Raw genomic sequence first — 15,039 nt, forward strand, 5'->3', positions numbered from 1 at the left:
ACCGCAAGGAGGCCTGCTGTGGACCTGCGCCGCTTCGCCCGCGAGGAACGTGCCGACTTCGCGGATTTCCTGGACACCCTGCGCCCGCAGCAGTGGGCCGAGCCGACGCTGTGCACCGGGTGGACGGTGCGCGACGTCGTGGCCCATGTGGTGAGCTACGACGAGATCGGCGCCCGCGGCCTCGTCCGCCGGTTCGCCAGGGGGAAGCTGTCCCTGGACCGGGCGAACGCACTGGGGCACGAGGAGTACCGCGCCCGGCCGCCGGAGGACCTCGTCGCCGTCCTGCGGCGCAATCCGCAGCCGCGCGGGCTGACCGCCGCGTTCGGCGGCATGATCGGGTTCCTCGACGGGCTGATCCACCAGCAGGACATCCGGCGCCCGCTCGGGCTGCCGCGCACCATCCCGCCCGAACGCCTGTACGCCGCCCTGCGGGTCCTGCTGTTCGCGATACCGGTCGGCGCCGCCCGCCGGCTGCCCGGCCTGCGCGCGGTCGCCACGGACCTGGACTGGTCCGCCGGCCGGGGCGCCGAGGTCCGCGGCCCGGCCGAAGCCGTCCTGCTGGCACTGGCCGGCCGCCGTGCGGCGACCACGGACCTGGCCGGACCGGGGCTGGAGCTGCTGGTGTCCCGCACCCGGGACTAGTGTCCTGCGCCTGAAATTCGCTGACAAAACCGTGTGAGTGAGTCGAGGATCTCTTCGGCGGTCTTGGTCCAGAGGAATGGCCTGGGGTGAGTGTTCCAGTCGGTGATCCAGGAACGTATGTCTTTCTCCAGGGCCTGGACGCTTTTGTGGACACCGCGTCGGATCTGCTGGTCGGCGAGGAAGCCGAACCAGCGTTCGACCTGGTTGATCCAGGAGGAGCCGGTCGGGGTGAAGTGCATGTGGAACCGCGGGTGCTTGGCCAGCCACGCACGGATCTCCGGGGTCTTGTGAGTGCCGTAGATGCCCCTATGGATGTCAAGCGGCGCTGGACTGTGGCTGCCTGCTCGACGTAGGCGTCGGGTTGGTGATCAGGTAGTAGATTTCCCGTGCGATATAGCGTTTGAGGCAGCGGATGGTTTCGCGGCGGGTCCTGCCTTCAGCGGCACGTCGGTCAAGGTAGTCCTGGGTGCGCTGGTCCCAGCGCAGGCGAGAGAGCGCGATGCGGTAGAGGGCGGCATTTGCCTGGCGGTCGCCGCCGCGGTTGAGACGGCGTCGTTGGGTCTTACCTGAGGACGCCTCGATGGGGCTGGCTCCGCACAGGGCTGCGAAAGACGCCTCGCTGCGCAGACGGTCCGGGTTGTCCCCGGCCGTGACAAGCAGGGCTGCCGCGCTGTCGGGGCCGATTCCGGGACGTTCCAGCAGCGCTGGGGTGTGCTGGGTGACGGTATCGGTAATCCGGTGCTCCAAGTCGCGGATCTCCACGGTCAGCGCGCGGATCCGGCAGGCCAGCAGCCGAAGTGTGTAGACCGCTGCGCTGGTCACGTCGCTGGGTGTGGTCGATGGAAGTTCCGTGCAGCGGCGGAAGAGCGTGGGGTTGCTCAGACCGGACAGTGTCTCGCGCAACGCCGGGTCGGCGGCGATGAGCACCGCCTTGAGCTGGTTGATCGTCTGTGTCCGGGCTTTGATGGCGGATGCCTTGGCCAGCTTGAACATGCGCAGCATCTCCACCGGGCCGTCGCCGGTCTTCATGCTTCCGGTCGCCCGGCCGGAGAGTACGGCGCGGGCGGCTGCTTCCGCGTCGATGGAGTCGGTTTTGCCGCGTCGGCGGCGGGTGGCCTTGTCCGGCTGGTTGACCTCGATCACCTGCACGCCCTCGGCGCCCAGGTGTCGAGCCAGCGCCGCGCCGTAGGACCCAGTGCATTCCACTCCGGCTCGCCGAGGCGTGCCGAACGTGCGTGCCCACGCCAGCAACTGTCGATAGCCGGCCGACGTCGCCGGGAACGTCTCACTACCCACCAACGCGCCCAGCACGGTGATCACTGCCGCGACGTGCCGATCCTTATGAGTGTCCACATCGAGAACGACGTCGTCGGCGGTGTTGTCGCCTTGGCTGGGCAGGGCTGGGTGGGGCATGCTGGGCACGGTTGTCTGTCTCCTGACCTGGCTCGGAACGGATGGCCGTCGCTGGGCCGGTGGAGGCGGTCAGAACTGTGATGGTGCCCTGTTAACGGCAAGGCCCCTATCGGGACACGCCCCGCCGGTCCAGCGGCAGCAAGCACCGCCCCGGACCAAGGCCGCCAGATCTACAGAAAGCCACCACGGCCGGTTGTCACACGGGGCAAACCGTGGCCCGGGACGGCACCTGATCATTCTCACAGTTGTCGCAGACCAGGTGCACGCCCAACTCCGCCGGCACCGTCTTATCGATCGTGACCAGGAACTTCTTGAACTCGCCGGCCCGATGCTGGCGGTGCAGCTCACCGATCACGGTGCCGTCGGCGATGTTGAACGCGGCGAAGAGGCTGGTGATGCCGTGTCGCACATAGTCGTGGGAACGGCGCTCAGGGATGCCGGGCATCATCGGCAGCACCGGCTGGGATCGGTCCAGCGCCTGGATCTGGCTTTTCTCGTCCACGCACAACACCACCGCCCGCTCTGGCGGATTGTGATACAGGCCAACGACATCGACGACCTTCTCCACGAACAACGGATCTGTGGAGAGCTTGAACGTCTCCGCCCGATGCGGCTTCAGCCCAAAATCGCGCCAGATCCGCCCGACAGTCGACTTGCTCAACCCGGACTTCTCCGCCATTGACGCTCGTGACCAATGCGTGGCGTTGCGCGGGGTCTGCTCCAACGTCGCCACGATCACCTCTTCGACCTGATCGACGGTGATCAACGGCGGCCGACCCGGGCGCTGCTCATCCAACAGCCCGTCAAGCCGGTCAGCCACGAACCGAGATCGCCACTTGCCCACCATCGTCCGATGCACACCCAACCTGGCAGCGATCTCGATATGGGACAGGCCTTCCGCGCACGCCAGCACAATCCGACACCGCACCGCCAACGCCTGCGCCGACTTTGCCCGCCGCGACCACCGCAACAACGTCTCCCGCTCCTCAGCGGTCAACACCACCTCGGCCACCGGCCGCCCACTACGCGCCATCCACCCACACTAGACTTAGTCATAGGATTTCAGGCGCAGGACACTAGCGTGCCCCGGATCCCACCCGTGTCGACAGCCGGTGACACCCGGCCCGGGAAAACCGCTGTCCCGCCCGGGTGCCCGGCTCGGAAACCCCTGCGATGGCGGGGATTTCCGGGAACCGCGGCTTCACCCGGACCGGGGACTTGCGTCAGCATCGGAGGACATCCGGAATGGGCTCCCACACCACAGGGGAGGGATTCCGGTGTTCCGATGGCAGCAGGCGGAGGGAAAGCGGCACGCTCTGGAAGGGCCGTTCCCGCCGCGGCCCGACGAGACCTTCGTCGCCTTGTGCGGCGCGGAAGTCACCGTGGCGCGCGGCGATGTGCCGCAGCTCGGCGGACATTGGTTCGATCCGACGTGCGCCGAGTGCAACGCCGTGTGGCTGAGCCGGACATGACCGATCTCCGGTTGCTGGAACGGATCCGCGACCTGCAGGCCTCGCTGGCCACGGATCTGGCGTTCCTGGCCCGCGCGGTCGACGAGGAGGCGCCGAGGCCGGACGCGGTCCGCGATCTCGGTGAGCGATTGCTCGACCTGGGCGGTGCGCTGGTCGCGCGGGCGGACGAGCTGAACGCGAAGGTGCTCGCCACACTGCCCGCGCACGGCTGGCTCCCGGAGGCCGGCGCCCGGCGGCGCGCGCTCGGCCTCGCCCACCAGGTCGGCCCGCGGCCACTGCGGTGCGGGCCGATCTTCCTCGCGTTGTGCGGCGCGGCCTGTTTCCCGTTCTACGGACGCGATCCGGACGACCGCACCGCGCGGCACGAACTGTGCCCGGCCTGCCGCACCCGGCACGATCCCGTACGGCAGGCGTGACCGGCGGTCCTCCGCTCCGCGGCGCCGGGAACCGCACGCGAGGCCTGCCGTGCGGTGTCAGGCAGCCGTCGGGAACGGTTCGGTGACGATCGCGGCCACGTCCACCTCCGGCGGTTCCACGAACAGCGCGGTCGCGTTGTCGTGGCCGCCCATGGCGATGGCGGTCGAGACGAGGGTGGCGGCGGCACGGGACGGATCGGCCAGGATCCCGTCGATCGTGGCCGGGGGAAGGACCTTGTGCACGCCGTCACTGGTGAGCAGGAGACCGCCGCCGACCACCTCCGTGGTGCCGATCTCCGGCGCGGTCGTGGTGCGCACGCTCGTGGTGACCACGTGCTCCATCCGCGGCGAGTACGGCTGCCGGCGCGTGCGGAAGTACTCGGCCATGGTGTGGTCCTCGGTGAGCTTGCGGATCATGCTGCCGTCCCAGCCGTACGCACGGGCGTCGCCCACCCAGGCGATCCGGTAGCCACCCGTGAACGGCATCGCGACCACCAGCACCGCGTCACCGGTGCCGCCCAGCTTCCGCAGCGCCTGCTGGGCGTTGAGGATCGCGGTGACCGGCCCGTCCGCCACCGGAGTACGCGCGGCGGCGGCCGCCGCGGTCTGCGCGGCCCGGCCGGCGCCGGGATCGTCCCCGACCCCGTCGGCCAGCGCGAAGGTGATGCCGGGGGCACCGGCCGCGGCGTACGCACTCACCGCGTCGGCGTTGCGCGCCCGCGGACCCTGCTCGCTCGCGGTGTGCCACTGTGGATATCCGGCCATGACGACCTCCCGGACTTCGTCTGACAGGTAACCCTTCGTCTGCGTCCAGAATGCGCTTCGTTCCTGGGAACAGCCTGAGGATTTCCCTGCTCGCGCTGTCGTCCCGGACACCGGACCGGAAGGCCTGCCCCCTGCGACAGGCCTTCCGGTCCGGGCGGGTCAGTACACCAGCCGGTACACGGTCTGGCCGTCCACCGTCGTGGCGGTGAAGTTCGCCGCCACCCAGTCGCCGATCTCACTCGACCCGCCACCCGGGCCGCCGCCGCGGCCGCCGTCCACGTAGTACGAGACCTCACCCGCGGCCACGTACTGCCGGAACTCCGCCAGCGTCGGCGCCGGATCGCTGCCCATCCAGCCGCCGATGCCGATCACGCCCTTGCCGCTGGCCAGCTCCAGGCTCGCCGCCGACTGGGAGCTCGTGGTCGCCGCGGCCCACTTGGTCGTGGTCCGCGCCAGCAGCTGCCCGAGCGCGGCGCTGTCGCGCTCCATCCCGGGACCACCGCCGCCGAAGCCGCCCATCCCGCCGGCTCCGCTCGTCTGCGGCCCGGAGGTCGGGATGGAACCACTGTGCGGCACGGAAACCGTCTCCACGCCGTAGGCGGCGGTCCCCGCGCCGAGCGTGACGACGGTGGCCACGGCCAGCCCGGCGATCAGCGTCCGCAGCCGCGGCAGGCCCACCACCACGAATGTGGCGGCGACCAGCCCCAGCACCACGATCACCCAGCGCAGCGCCGGCAGCCAGTCCGGCGTGCGGTCGAGCAGGATGAAGTCCCACACCGCGGTCACCGCGATCATCGCGCCCAGCAGGATGCGCGGCGCCAGGTAGGCGCGGCCCCGCCACAAGGCGTGTCCCGAGATTGCGACCACCGCGGCGATCGCCGGGGCGAGCTGCACCGCGTAGTACGGGTGGATGGTGCCGCCCATGAAGCTGAACACCACGGCGGTCACCAGCAGCCAGCCACCCCAGACCACGAGCGCGGCCCGGGTGCGGTCGGTGCGGGCCGCCCGGCGGGTGAACCACAGCCCGGCCGCCAGGCCGAGCAGCGCGGCCGGCAGCAGCCAGGAGACCTCGGTGCCGAAGCTGGCGCCGAACATCCGGCCCAGACCGGAGTCGCCCCCGAACATCGCGTTACCGCCACCGCCCCCGCCGCCGGGGCCGCCGCCCGGGCCGCCGTTGCCGTCGCCGCCGAAGATCCGGCCGAGACCGTTGTAGCCCAGCGCCAGCTCCAGCAGGCTGTCCCCGGTCGAACCGCCGATGTAGGGCCGCGACGCCGTGGGCCACAGTTCCACCAGCGCCACGAACCAGCCCGCGGACACGAGCACCGCGCCCGCCGCGGAAAGCAGGTGCAGCAAGCGTTTGCCGAGCGTCGCCGGCGCAGCCACGAGGTAGGCCAGCGCGAACGCGGGCAGCACCAGGAATGCCTGCATCATCTTGGTCAGGAAGCCGAAGCCGATCGCGGTCCCGGCGAACACCAGCCATTTCGGGCTCGCGTTCTCGATCGCTCGGACCGTGCAGTAGGCGGCCGCCACCAGCAGCAGCACGAGCAGCGCATCCGGGTTGTTGAACCGGAACATCAGCGCGGCCACCGGGGTCAGCGCGAGCCCCGCGCCGGCCAGCAGCCCCGGCAGCGGACCGGACACCCGGCGCACGGTCAGGTACAGCAGACCGACCGACGCGACTCCCATCAGCGCCTGCGGGGCCAGCACGGTGAAACTGGAGAACCCGAAGACGCGGGCGAACGCGGTGGTCACCCACAGGGCGGCAGGCGGTTTGTCGACAGTGATCACGTTGCCCGGGTCCAGGGAGCCGAACAGCCACGCCTGCAGGTTCTGCGTGCCGGACTGGACGGCGGCGGCGTAGAACGAGTTGCCGTAGCCGGAGGCGGTCAGGTTCCAGAAGTACAGCACCGCGGTGACCACCAGCAGGCCGAGTGCGGCGAACCGGGTCCACGGCGGGGCGTTTCCCGTGCGGTGCCGCGGATCCCGCGCCCGGGTCGCGGCGGGACGGGCGGACAGGACGGTCATCAGGACTCCTCGGGGACGGTACGCCCGCGGCGCGGGTTGAAGACCCAGCCACGCAGCAGCAGGAAGCGGAGCACTGTGGCGGCGAGGTTCGCCACGACGAGCACAGTGGTCTCCAGGACGATTCCGGGGTTCGCGGTGTGGTTGAGCAGCGCGAGCGAGCCGCTGGTCAGCACGAGACCGAGCCCGAACACGATCAGGCCCTCGAACTGGTGCCGTCCGGCGCCGGCGCGACCGCGGACGCCGAAGGTCACCCGCCGGTTCACCGCGGTGTTCGCGATGGCCGTGATCAGCAACGCGGTGAAGTTCGCCGCCTGCGCGCCCACCACGGTGCGCAGCAGCAGGAACAACAGCAGGTAGGCGGCAGTGCTGGCGACGCCCACCGCGGCGAACCGGACGAGCTGGGTGACGAGGCGGGGCGACACTCCGGGTGCCTCCACTCCGATCGGTTCCCGGCCGAGCTGCTCACGCAGCCGGTGCACCGGGATCTGCCCGGTGAAGGTGGCGCGGGTGATGCGGGCGATGCCTTTGAGGTCCGCGGTCGCGGTCGCGGCGATGTTGACCGACGAGTCCGGGTCGTCGACCCAGTCGACCGGCACCTCGTGGATCCGCAGCCCGGCACGCTGGGCGAGCACGAGCAGTTCGGTGTCGAAGAACCAGCCGGTGTCCCGCACGTGCGGCAGCAGCCGCCGCGCGACGTCCGCGCGGATGGCCTTGAAACCGCACTGCGCGTCGGAGAACCGTGCGGCGAGCGTGCTGCGGAGGATCAGGTTGTAGCAGCGTGAGATGAACTCTCGTTTGGGGCCGCGGACGACGCGCGCGCCACGGGCGAGGCGGCTGCCGATCGCGACGTCGGAATGCCCGGACAGCAGCGGCGCGACGAGCGGCCCGAACGCGGCGAGGTCCGTGGACAGGTCCACGTCCATATACGCGAGCACCGCAGCGTCCGAAGCGGACCACACCGCGTGCAGGGCCCGGCCGCGGCCCTTCTCGTCGAGGTGGTGGACCTCGACCTCGGCGAATTCGCGGGCCAGCCGCTCGGCGACCCGCAAGGTGCCGTCGGTGCTCGCGTTGTCCGCCACGGTGATCCGGTACGGGTAGCCGGATCGTTCGGCGAGGTAGGCGTGCAGCCGGCGAATGCACGGTTCGAGGTCGGCTTCCTCGTTGTAGACCGGGATGACGATGTCGAGCACGGGATGCGGGCCGCCGAGGCCGACCGGGGTCGTCCCGGGCCGCGGTGCGGGCACGGCGCCGGCGCTGCTGCGGGAGGGGGCGGTGGCGTTCATGACGTTCACGGTCGTCGGCGGGGCTTTGCCCACCTTGTGGTGTTGCTGTGCGGCCGCTGTGGGTCTTGCCCCACTCAGGTGATCTTGACCGGACAGCACGGAACCCCTGGGCAAGCGCAGTCGTCCAGGGGTGTGTCCGGCCGGAGTCAGCGGGTCAGGTCGTACACCACGACACCGTCCACAGTGGTCGGTTCGTAGTGGTCGGCCACCCAGTCGGCGATCTGCTGCGCCAGATCGCTGCCACTGCTGCGGCCGCCGGGCATGGTCATGCCGTCGCCGAGGAAGTAGTGGATTGTCCCGTTACGCACCCACTGCTCGAACTGTTCGAGGGTGGGATACGGGTCGGTGCCGTTGAACCCGCCCACCGCGAGGACCGGCTGCCCGCTGCCGAGCTGGTATCCGGCGGCGTTGTTGGAGCCCACCGTGGCCGCCACCCAGGTGTAGCCGTCGGCGCCCGCTTTCAGGAGCGCGGTCAGGTTCGAGCCCGGCAGCGTCGTGCCGAGCAGTCCGCCCGCGGGTCCGCCGCCACCCGGTCCGCCACGCATTCCGCCGCCCATCCCGCCGAAGTTCCGGCCGGACGCCGGTCCGGCGGATGGGATCGCCCCGGTGTGCGGGGTCGCCGCGGTCGCGACGCTGTACGCGCCGGTGCCGGCGAGCAGCGTCACCATCCCCGCCACCGCAAGGGATCGCGCGAACGCTCGGTTGAACTGGTTGACAAAGAACAGTCCCACGGCCGAGCACAGTCCGGCCACGAGCATGCACGGCGCGAGCCACGGTTGCCACGACGGTTCTTGCCGGAGCAGGACGAAAGTCGTGACGGTGGTCAGGGCGAGACCGCCACTGAGCAGTCCGGCGGCGACCGGGTCCGTCCGCAGCCGCCACAGCTGGACCACCGCAGTGCCGACGAGCGCGGCGATCGCCGGGGCGAGCGCGATCGTGTAGTAGGGATGGATGATCCCGCCCATGAAGCTGAAGACTGCGGCGGTGATGACCAGCCAGCCGCCCCAGATCAGCAGCGCGCCGCGGCCGGGGTCGGTCCGCGGTGCGCGGCGGGTGAACCACACCCCGGCTCCGAAGGCGAGCACCGCCGCGGGCAGCAGCCAGGCGATCCCGCCGGCCATCTCGCTGCCGAACAGCCGGAACAGCCCGGTACTGCCCCAGCCGCCGCCGGAGCCGCCACCGGGACCGCCGACGGACCCGCCGCCGACGCTGCCCGTCTCGTCGCCGGTGATCCGGCCGAAACCGTTGTAGCCCAAGGTGAGTTCGAGGAGGCTGTTGTTCTGCGAACCGCCGATGTACGGCCGGTCCGCAGCCGGCCACAGCGCGACCACGGCGAGATACCAGCCGGCCGACACGACCACGGCGGCCAGTCCGGCGAGCAGGTGCAGCAGACGTTTGCCCAGCGACGTCCGCGCGGCCACGAGGTAGGCCAAGGCGAACGCGGGCAGCACCAGGGTCGCCTGCAGCATCTTGGCCAGGAAACCGAAGCCGACCGCGGTACCGGCGAGCACCAGCCACTTCGGGCCGGCCTTCTCGATGGCGCGCACCGTGCAGTAGGCGGCCGCGACGAGCAGCAGCACGAGCAGCGCGTCGGGGTTGTTGAAGCGGAAGATCAGCGCGGCCGCCGGCGTGAGGGTGAGCACGGCGCCGGCGATGAGCCCGGCCGCGGACCCGGACGTGCGGCGCACCGTCGCGTACATCAGCCAGGTGGAGCCCACTCCCATCAGCGCCTGCGGGACGAGCACGCTCCAGCTGCTCACTCCGAACAGCCGGGCGGAGAGGCTCATCACCCACAACGCGGCCGGCGTCTTGTCCACGGTGATGCCGTTGGCCGCGTCGCTCGAGCCGAAGAACAGCGCCTTCCAGCTGAGCGAACCGGCCTGCGCGGCGGCGGAGTAGAAGGCGTTGGCCCACCCGGAAGCCCCCAGGCCCCACAGGTAGAGCGCGGCGGTGGCGACGAGCAGGGCTGCCAGCACCGGACGTACCCACGGGGGTCGTCGCCGGGACGGGACGAGCGCGCTCGGCGCTGCTTCAGGGGTCACGACTGCGGTCATGCCGCCACACTCGCGCCCCGACCTGGGGCAGCGGTATGTCCACCCTGTGCGCCTGCTGTGCAGCGCCCCTTCACGGCAACCGGGCGGGGGATGACGCGGTGGGCAGCTGGCGCTGCGCGGGGACCGCCGTGGGCAGCCGGACCGCGAACTCCGTGCGGCCGGGGCGGCTGTGCACTTCGATGGTTCCGTGGTGGGCGACGAGCACCGCGGCCGCGATTGCCATGCCGAGCCCGGTCGACCCGGCCGCCCGCGATCGGGAGGAGTCGCCGCGTGCGAATCGTTCGAAGACCTCCGGCAGGAGTTCGGGCGGGATGCCCGGGCCGGTGTCGGTCACGGTCACCACGGCGCTGCCGTCTGGGGACTGCGCGAGCGCGGTGACCACCGTCGTGTCCGGCGGCGTGTGCATGCGCGCGTTCGCCAGCAGGTTGGCCAGGACCTGGTGCAGGCGTTGCACATCGCCGAGCACGAAGACCGGCGCGTCCGGCAGTGCGAGCTGCCAGTGGTGCCCCGGTCCCGCCACGTGCGCGTCGCTCACCGCGTCCGCGACGAGCCGGGACAGGTCGACCTCGGCGACGTCGAGCGGGCGGCCCGCGTCGAGCCGCGCGAGCAGCAGCAGGTCCTCCACGAGCGTCGTCATCCGGCCGGCCTCGGATTCGATGCGGCTCATGGACCGGGCGACGTCGGAGGGCACCAGCGCGCGGCCGCGTCCGGCCAGCTCCGCGTACCCGCGGATGGCCGCGAGCGGGGTGCGCAGCTCGTGACTGGCATCCGCGACGAACTGGCGGGCCCGCAGCTCGCTCACGTGCCGGGCCTCCAGTGCCGCGGAGATGTGCCCGAGCATCAGGTTGAGTGCCGCGCCGACCTGGCCCACCTCGGTGCGCGGGTCGGTGTCCGGATCGGGCACCCGTACGGACAGGTCGACGTGACCGCGGTCCAGCGGCAGTTCCGACACCCGCGACGCGGTCGCAGCGACCCGCTCGAGCGGGCGCAGCGTGCGGCGCACCGCGAACGCGCCGACGAACGCCGCCGCGGTCACCCCGGCCGCCGCCACGCCGAACAGGATCAGCCCGACGGTCAGGAGCGTCTGCTGCATCTGGTCCAGCGGTACCCCGGTCACCACCACGCCGCCGGGAATCGGCATCGCGGTGAGCCGGTAGTCCCCGAGGTCCCCGATCGTGCTCGTGTAGGCATGACCGTCCGGTGGGAGACCCTGCAGCACCGCCACTTCGTCCGGGGTCAGCGTGATGCGCTCGCCATGCGCCGACAGCGCGCCGCCGTTCACGAGCCTGCCGTCGGAGAAGTGCACGTTGACCGTTCCCGCGCCCTGCCCGGGGGCGTCCAGCGGGTTGTGCCCGCCGAGCGGTCCGTCGTGCGTGGCGAACTCCTTCGCGCGGCCGGCCGCGGCATACAGCTGGTTGTCGGCCTGCGACGTGAGGAACGCCCGCAACGCGAACTCGCTCACCACGCCGATCACCAGGCACACAAAGGAGAGCAGCAGCACGATCGCCACGGTCAGCTTCACGCGTAGCGAGAGCCGCCCAAAGCGGGTGGCAGCGAGCTTCGCGCGAACAGTCACCCCTCGAGCGTGCGAGGACTCTGTGTGGCTGCGATATGTGCCGCCTGTGAGTCCGCTGTGCGGTCGTCAGTGCGTGCAGGTCAGTTTCAGCCCAGTGACCGCGCCGCGGCGACGGCCTGCGCGGCGTAAGACCGTCCGAACAAGACGGTGTGCACGAGCAGCGGGAACAGTTGGTGCAGCGGTATGCGCTCGCGGTACCCGTCGGCAAGCGGTGCGGCTTCGTGGTACGCCGCGACGACGCGCTCCAAGCGCGGGCAGCCGAACAGGTGCAGCATCGCCAGGTCCGTCTCACGGTGCCCACCGTGCGCTGCCGGATCGATGAGGACGGCGCCACGGTCGCTCCACAGCACGTTGCCGTTCCACAGATCACCGTGCAGCCGAGCCGGTGCTTCGGTGGTGTCCGGAAACCGCGCGCAGGCCCGTTCGATCACTGCCGCTTCCGAAGAACTCAGCGCGCCGGCGTCGACCGCAGTGCGCACGTACGGCAACACGCGGTGTTCGGCGTACCACTGCGGCCAGCTGTCCCCGGGCACGTTCCGCATCGATGCGTTTCCGATCCACGCGTCCGCGGGACCGCCCGGTGGGGGAGCGCCGAACGACGGTGCGCCGGCCGCGTGCAGAGCGGCAAGTTCGCGTCCGAACGTCTCCGCCGCGGCAGTAGTGGGGGAGGACGCGTCGACGAGGTCGAGCACGAGCCAGTCCGCGTCGGCCCCGTGGACCCGCGGCACCGCCACCGCTCCGGCGTCGGCCAGCCAGCGCAGCCCGGCGGCTTCGGCCGCGGCCGCCCCGGGGGCGTACTTCACCACCGCGACCGCACCGCCGGCCAGCGTGACCCGGCCGAGGGAGCCAGTGTGCCCGGCGCCGGTCACGGCCCGGCCGGTGAGCCGCGCGGCCGCTTCGGCCGGTCCTTCGGAGCGCTGCCGGGGAACCACGTCCCGCACGCTACGCCCGCGCCCGCGCCCGGCCGCTGACCGGGACGTGCGCGGATGGCCCCCGGGCCGGTCTCGTCACGCCTCTGGCCTAGACTCGGACGTCCCGGTCAGCAGGTGACCGGGGGCGTCCCGAGGGACGTTCGCAACCCGTATCGTTTACCGCTCGAGGAGAAGATCTTGAAGAGCACCGTCGAGCAGCTCAGCCCGACGCGAGTGAAGATCAATGTCGAGGTGCCGTTCGACGAGCTCAAGCCGAACTTCGACCGCGCCTACCGCAAGATCGCCCAGCAGGTGCGCATCCCGGGCTTCCGGCCCGGCAAGGCGCCCGCTCGCGTCCTGGAAAGCCGGATCGGCCGCGCGCCGGTGCTCGACGAGGTCGTCAACGAGGCCATCCCGGCCAAGTACATCGAGGCCGTGCGCGCCGGCGAGGTCCGCACACTGGGCCAGCCCGAGTTCGAGGTCACCAAGCTCGAGGACCGCGACGTGCTGGAGTTCAGCGCCGAGGTCGACGTGCGCCCGGCCATCGAGCTGCCCGACCTCGAGGGCCTGGAGATCAGCGTCGACGACGTCGAGACCACCGACGAGGAGGTCGCCGAGCAGCTCGACGAGCTGCGCGCCCGCTTCGGCACCCTGACCGGGGTCGAGCGGCCGGCCGAGAACGGCGACTTCGTGTCGATCGACCTGGCCGCCACGGTCGGCGGCGAGCCGGTCGAGGAGGCCTCGACCACCGGCCTGTCCTACGAGATCGGCTCCGGCCAGCTCGTGGACGGCATCGACGAGGCGATCGTCGGCGCCAACGCCGGCGAGACCAAGTCCTTCACCACCAAGCTGGTGGCCGGGGAGTACGCCGGCCAGGACGCCGAGGTCACCGTCACCGTGCAGTCGGTCAAGCAGCGGGAGCTGCCCGAGGCCGACGACGAGTTCGCCCAGCTGGCCAGCGAGTTCGACACCGTCGACGAGCTGCGCGCGGACCTGCGCGAGCGGCTCGGCCGGGTGAAGAAGATGCAGCAGGGTGTGCAGGCCCGCGACAAGGTCCTGGACATTCTGCTCGAGCGCACCGAGGTGCCGATCCCGGAGAAGGTCCTCGAGGCCGAGGTCGAGAACCGCAAGCACGACGCGGTGCACCCGTTCGACCACGACGAGGCGAAGTTCGCCGAGGCACTCGAGGCCGAGGGCCGCACGCTGGACGAGTTCAATACCGAGGTCCAGGAGGAGTCGGAGAAGGCCGTCCGCACGCAGCTGCTGCTGGACACCATCGCCGACGACGAGCAGACCACGGTCGACGACGGCGAGCTCACCGAGCGGATCGTCTACCAGGCCCAGCGCTTCGGCGTCAGCCCGGACGAGTACGTGCAGCGGGCCCAGCAGTCCGGCCAGCTCACCGCCATCTACGCCGACGTGCGCCGCGGCAAGGCGCTCGCCTCGGTGGTGCGAGGCACCACGGTGAAGGACGCTTCCGGCGCCGAGGTGGACCTGTCCGAGCTGTTCGGCTCCGACGAGGCCGAAACCGAGGAGGCCCCGGCGGCCGAGGAGACGGCGGCCGCGTCCGCGGAGTAAAGCTGTGAGCGAACTTGGGCGGTGTCAGGCATTCTGCACCGCCCGAGTTCGTTAGGGTCGGATACGAGATCCAGTACCGGCTCCAGTGCGGCGGCGGTCCCCGCGACCGCGCCGCGCCAGAGCCGGCCCACCCCGATCAACCGAGCGCGAAGTGCAAGGAGACCCTTCATGAGCGACTTCCGGCGGGCTCCGCAGGCGCGGTACATCCTGCCTTCCTACGTCGAGCGCACCAGCTACGGCGTGAAGGAGTCCAACCCGTACAACAAGCTGTACGAGGAGCGGACGATCTTCCTCGGCGTGCAGGTGGACGACGCGTCGGCCAACGACGTGATGGCCCAGCTGCTGCACCTCGAGCACGAGGACCCGGACCGCGACATCAGCATCTACATCAACTCCCCTGGCGGGTCGTTCACCTCGCTGATGGCGATCTACGACACCATGCAGTACATCCGCCCGGACATCTCCACCGTGTGCCTCGGCCAGGCCGCCTCGGCCGCCGCGGTGCTGCTGGCGGCCGGCACGCCGGGCAAGCGCATGGCGCTGCCCAACGCGCGCGTGCTGATCCACCAGCCGGCCACCGAGGGCACCTACGGGCAGGTCTCCGACCTGGAGATCCAGGCCGCCGAGATCAAGCGGGTGCGCCGCCAGATGGAGATCATCCTGGCCAAGCACACGAACAAGGAGCCCGAGGAGATCCAGGCCGACATCGAGCGGGACAAGATCCTCACCGCCGAGGAGGCCAAGGCCTACGGCATGATCGACGAGGTGCTCCCGTACCGGAAGGCTTCGGCGAACTGATCCGACGAGCCGGTGCGCGGGCAATCCTCGCCGTGCACCGGCCCGCTGGTCTACTGTCGTAGGTTCGACGTTCCCGCACCGGGGCCGGGGTGCTCCCGTTCGCGGC

Annotated in this window: 12 protein-coding genes and 2 pseudogenes; 5 read left to right on the forward strand and 9 right to left on the reverse strand. The window is 70.9% G+C overall.

Going from position 1 to position 15,039, the window contains the following annotated elements; genetic code table 11:
• Positions 1–18 precede the first annotated feature (18 nt).
• The gene (locus BJY18_RS35575; RefSeq protein ID WP_184784196.1) at positions 19–642 is read left to right on the forward strand and encodes a maleylpyruvate isomerase family mycothiol-dependent enzyme; all 624 of its coding nucleotides are present in this window, start codon (positions 19–21) and stop codon (positions 640–642) included.
• On the opposite strand, the pseudogene BJY18_RS35580 reads toward BJY18_RS35575, so the two are convergent.
• The 3 genes and pseudogenes from BJY18_RS35580 to BJY18_RS35590 form a co-directional block, all read right to left on the reverse strand.
• Positions 639–941, reverse strand: a pseudogene (locus BJY18_RS35580) (transposase); the annotation flags it as partial. The gene BJY18_RS35575 and the pseudogene BJY18_RS35580 sit on opposite strands and share 4 nt — an antisense overlap.
• Positions 942–957: 16 nt before the next feature.
• Entirely contained in the window at positions 958–2,055 is a 1,098-nt protein-coding gene (locus tag BJY18_RS35585) for an IS110 family RNA-guided transposase (RefSeq protein ID WP_184784197.1), read from the reverse strand.
• A 223-nt stretch (positions 2,056–2,278) separates the two neighbouring features.
• Positions 2,279–3,088, reverse strand: a pseudogene (locus tag BJY18_RS35590) (IS630 family transposase); the annotation flags it as partial.
• Positions 3,089–3,332: 244 nt separating this feature from the next.
• Here BJY18_RS35590 and BJY18_RS37900 point away from each other — a divergent pair.
• Complete coding sequence (locus BJY18_RS37900) at positions 3,333–3,527, forward strand: HC3 family zinc finger protein (RefSeq protein ID WP_184784198.1); 195 nt, start codon at positions 3,333–3,335, stop codon at positions 3,525–3,527.
• Positions 3,524–3,943 carry a hypothetical protein gene (locus BJY18_RS35600; RefSeq protein ID WP_184784199.1) on the forward strand — a complete coding sequence of 140 codons (420 nt, stop codon included), beginning with the start codon at positions 3,524–3,526 and terminating at the stop codon, positions 3,941–3,943. The genes BJY18_RS37900 and BJY18_RS35600 overlap by 4 nt, the downstream gene beginning before the upstream one ends.
• Before the next feature lie 57 nt (positions 3,944–4,000).
• On the opposite strand, the gene BJY18_RS35605 is transcribed toward BJY18_RS35600, so the two are convergent.
• From BJY18_RS35605 to BJY18_RS35630, 6 genes are all read right to left on the reverse strand, one after another.
• Positions 4,001–4,708, reverse strand: a complete 708-nt coding sequence (locus tag BJY18_RS35605) for a PP2C family protein-serine/threonine phosphatase (protein WP_184784200.1) — start codon at positions 4,706–4,708, stop codon at positions 4,001–4,003.
• A 159-nt stretch (positions 4,709–4,867) separates the two neighbouring features.
• Positions 4,868–6,733: an ArnT family glycosyltransferase gene (locus BJY18_RS35610; protein WP_184784201.1), complete on the reverse strand. Its 1,866-nt coding sequence runs from the start codon at positions 6,731–6,733 to the stop codon at positions 4,868–4,870.
• Positions 6,733–8,016, reverse strand: a complete 1,284-nt coding sequence (locus BJY18_RS35615) for a bifunctional glycosyltransferase family 2/GtrA family protein (protein WP_184784202.1) — start codon at positions 8,014–8,016, stop codon at positions 6,733–6,735. The genes BJY18_RS35610 and BJY18_RS35615 overlap by 1 nt, the downstream gene beginning before the upstream one ends.
• Positions 8,017–8,162: 146 nt before the next feature.
• On the reverse strand, positions 8,163–10,070 hold the full coding sequence (locus BJY18_RS35620) for a glycosyltransferase family 39 protein (RefSeq protein WP_184784203.1): 1,908 nt from the start codon (positions 10,068–10,070) through the stop codon (positions 8,163–8,165).
• Between the two features lie 70 nt (positions 10,071–10,140).
• The gene (locus BJY18_RS35625; RefSeq protein WP_184784204.1) at positions 10,141–11,646 is read right to left on the reverse strand and encodes a sensor histidine kinase; all 1,506 of its coding nucleotides are present in this window, start codon (positions 11,644–11,646) and stop codon (positions 10,141–10,143) included.
• Positions 11,647–11,732: 86 nt separating this feature from the next.
• On the reverse strand, positions 11,733–12,578 hold the full coding sequence (locus BJY18_RS35630; RefSeq protein WP_184784205.1) for a fructosamine kinase family protein: 846 nt from the start codon (positions 12,576–12,578) through the stop codon (positions 11,733–11,735).
• Positions 12,579–12,755: 177 nt separating this feature from the next.
• Between BJY18_RS35630 and tig the strand changes: the two genes are divergently transcribed.
• Both tig and BJY18_RS35640 read left to right on the forward strand, forming a co-directional pair.
• Positions 12,756–14,135, forward strand: a complete 1,380-nt coding sequence (tig, locus tag BJY18_RS35635) for a trigger factor (RefSeq protein ID WP_184784206.1) — start codon at positions 12,756–12,758, stop codon at positions 14,133–14,135.
• A gap of 168 nt (positions 14,136–14,303) precedes the next feature.
• Entirely contained in the window at positions 14,304–14,933 is a 630-nt protein-coding gene (locus BJY18_RS35640; protein ID WP_184784207.1) for an ATP-dependent Clp protease proteolytic subunit, read from the forward strand.
• The last annotated feature ends 106 nt before the right edge of the window (positions 14,934–15,039 follow it).

The sequence above is a fragment of the Amycolatopsis jiangsuensis genome, from assembly GCF_014204865.1.
Taxonomy (GTDB): Bacteria; Actinomycetota; Actinomycetes; order Mycobacteriales; family Pseudonocardiaceae; genus Amycolatopsis; species Amycolatopsis jiangsuensis.

Coding starts and splice junctions, on each gene's coding strand:
- BJY18_RS35640 (WP_184784207.1), top strand. CDS start 14,304: ATGAGCGACTTCCGGCGGGCTCCGCAGGCGCGGTACATCCTGCCTTCC.
- BJY18_RS35610 (WP_184784201.1), bottom strand. CDS start 6,733: ATGACCGTCCTGTCCGCCCGTCCCGCCGCGACCCGGGCGCGGGATCCG.
- BJY18_RS35585 (WP_184784197.1), bottom strand. CDS start 2,055: ATGCCCCACCCAGCCCTGCCCAGCCAAGGCGACAACACCGCCGACGAC.
- BJY18_RS35605 (WP_184784200.1), bottom strand. CDS start 4,708: ATGGCCGGATATCCACAGTGGCACACCGCGAGCGAGCAGGGTCCGCGG.
- BJY18_RS35615 (WP_184784202.1), bottom strand. CDS start 8,016: ATGAACGCCACCGCCCCCTCCCGCAGCAGCGCCGGCGCCGTGCCCGCA.
- BJY18_RS35620 (WP_184784203.1), bottom strand. CDS start 10,070: ATGACCGCAGTCGTGACCCCTGAAGCAGCGCCGAGCGCGCTCGTCCCG.
- BJY18_RS35600 (WP_184784199.1), top strand. CDS start 3,524: ATGACCGATCTCCGGTTGCTGGAACGGATCCGCGACCTGCAGGCCTCG.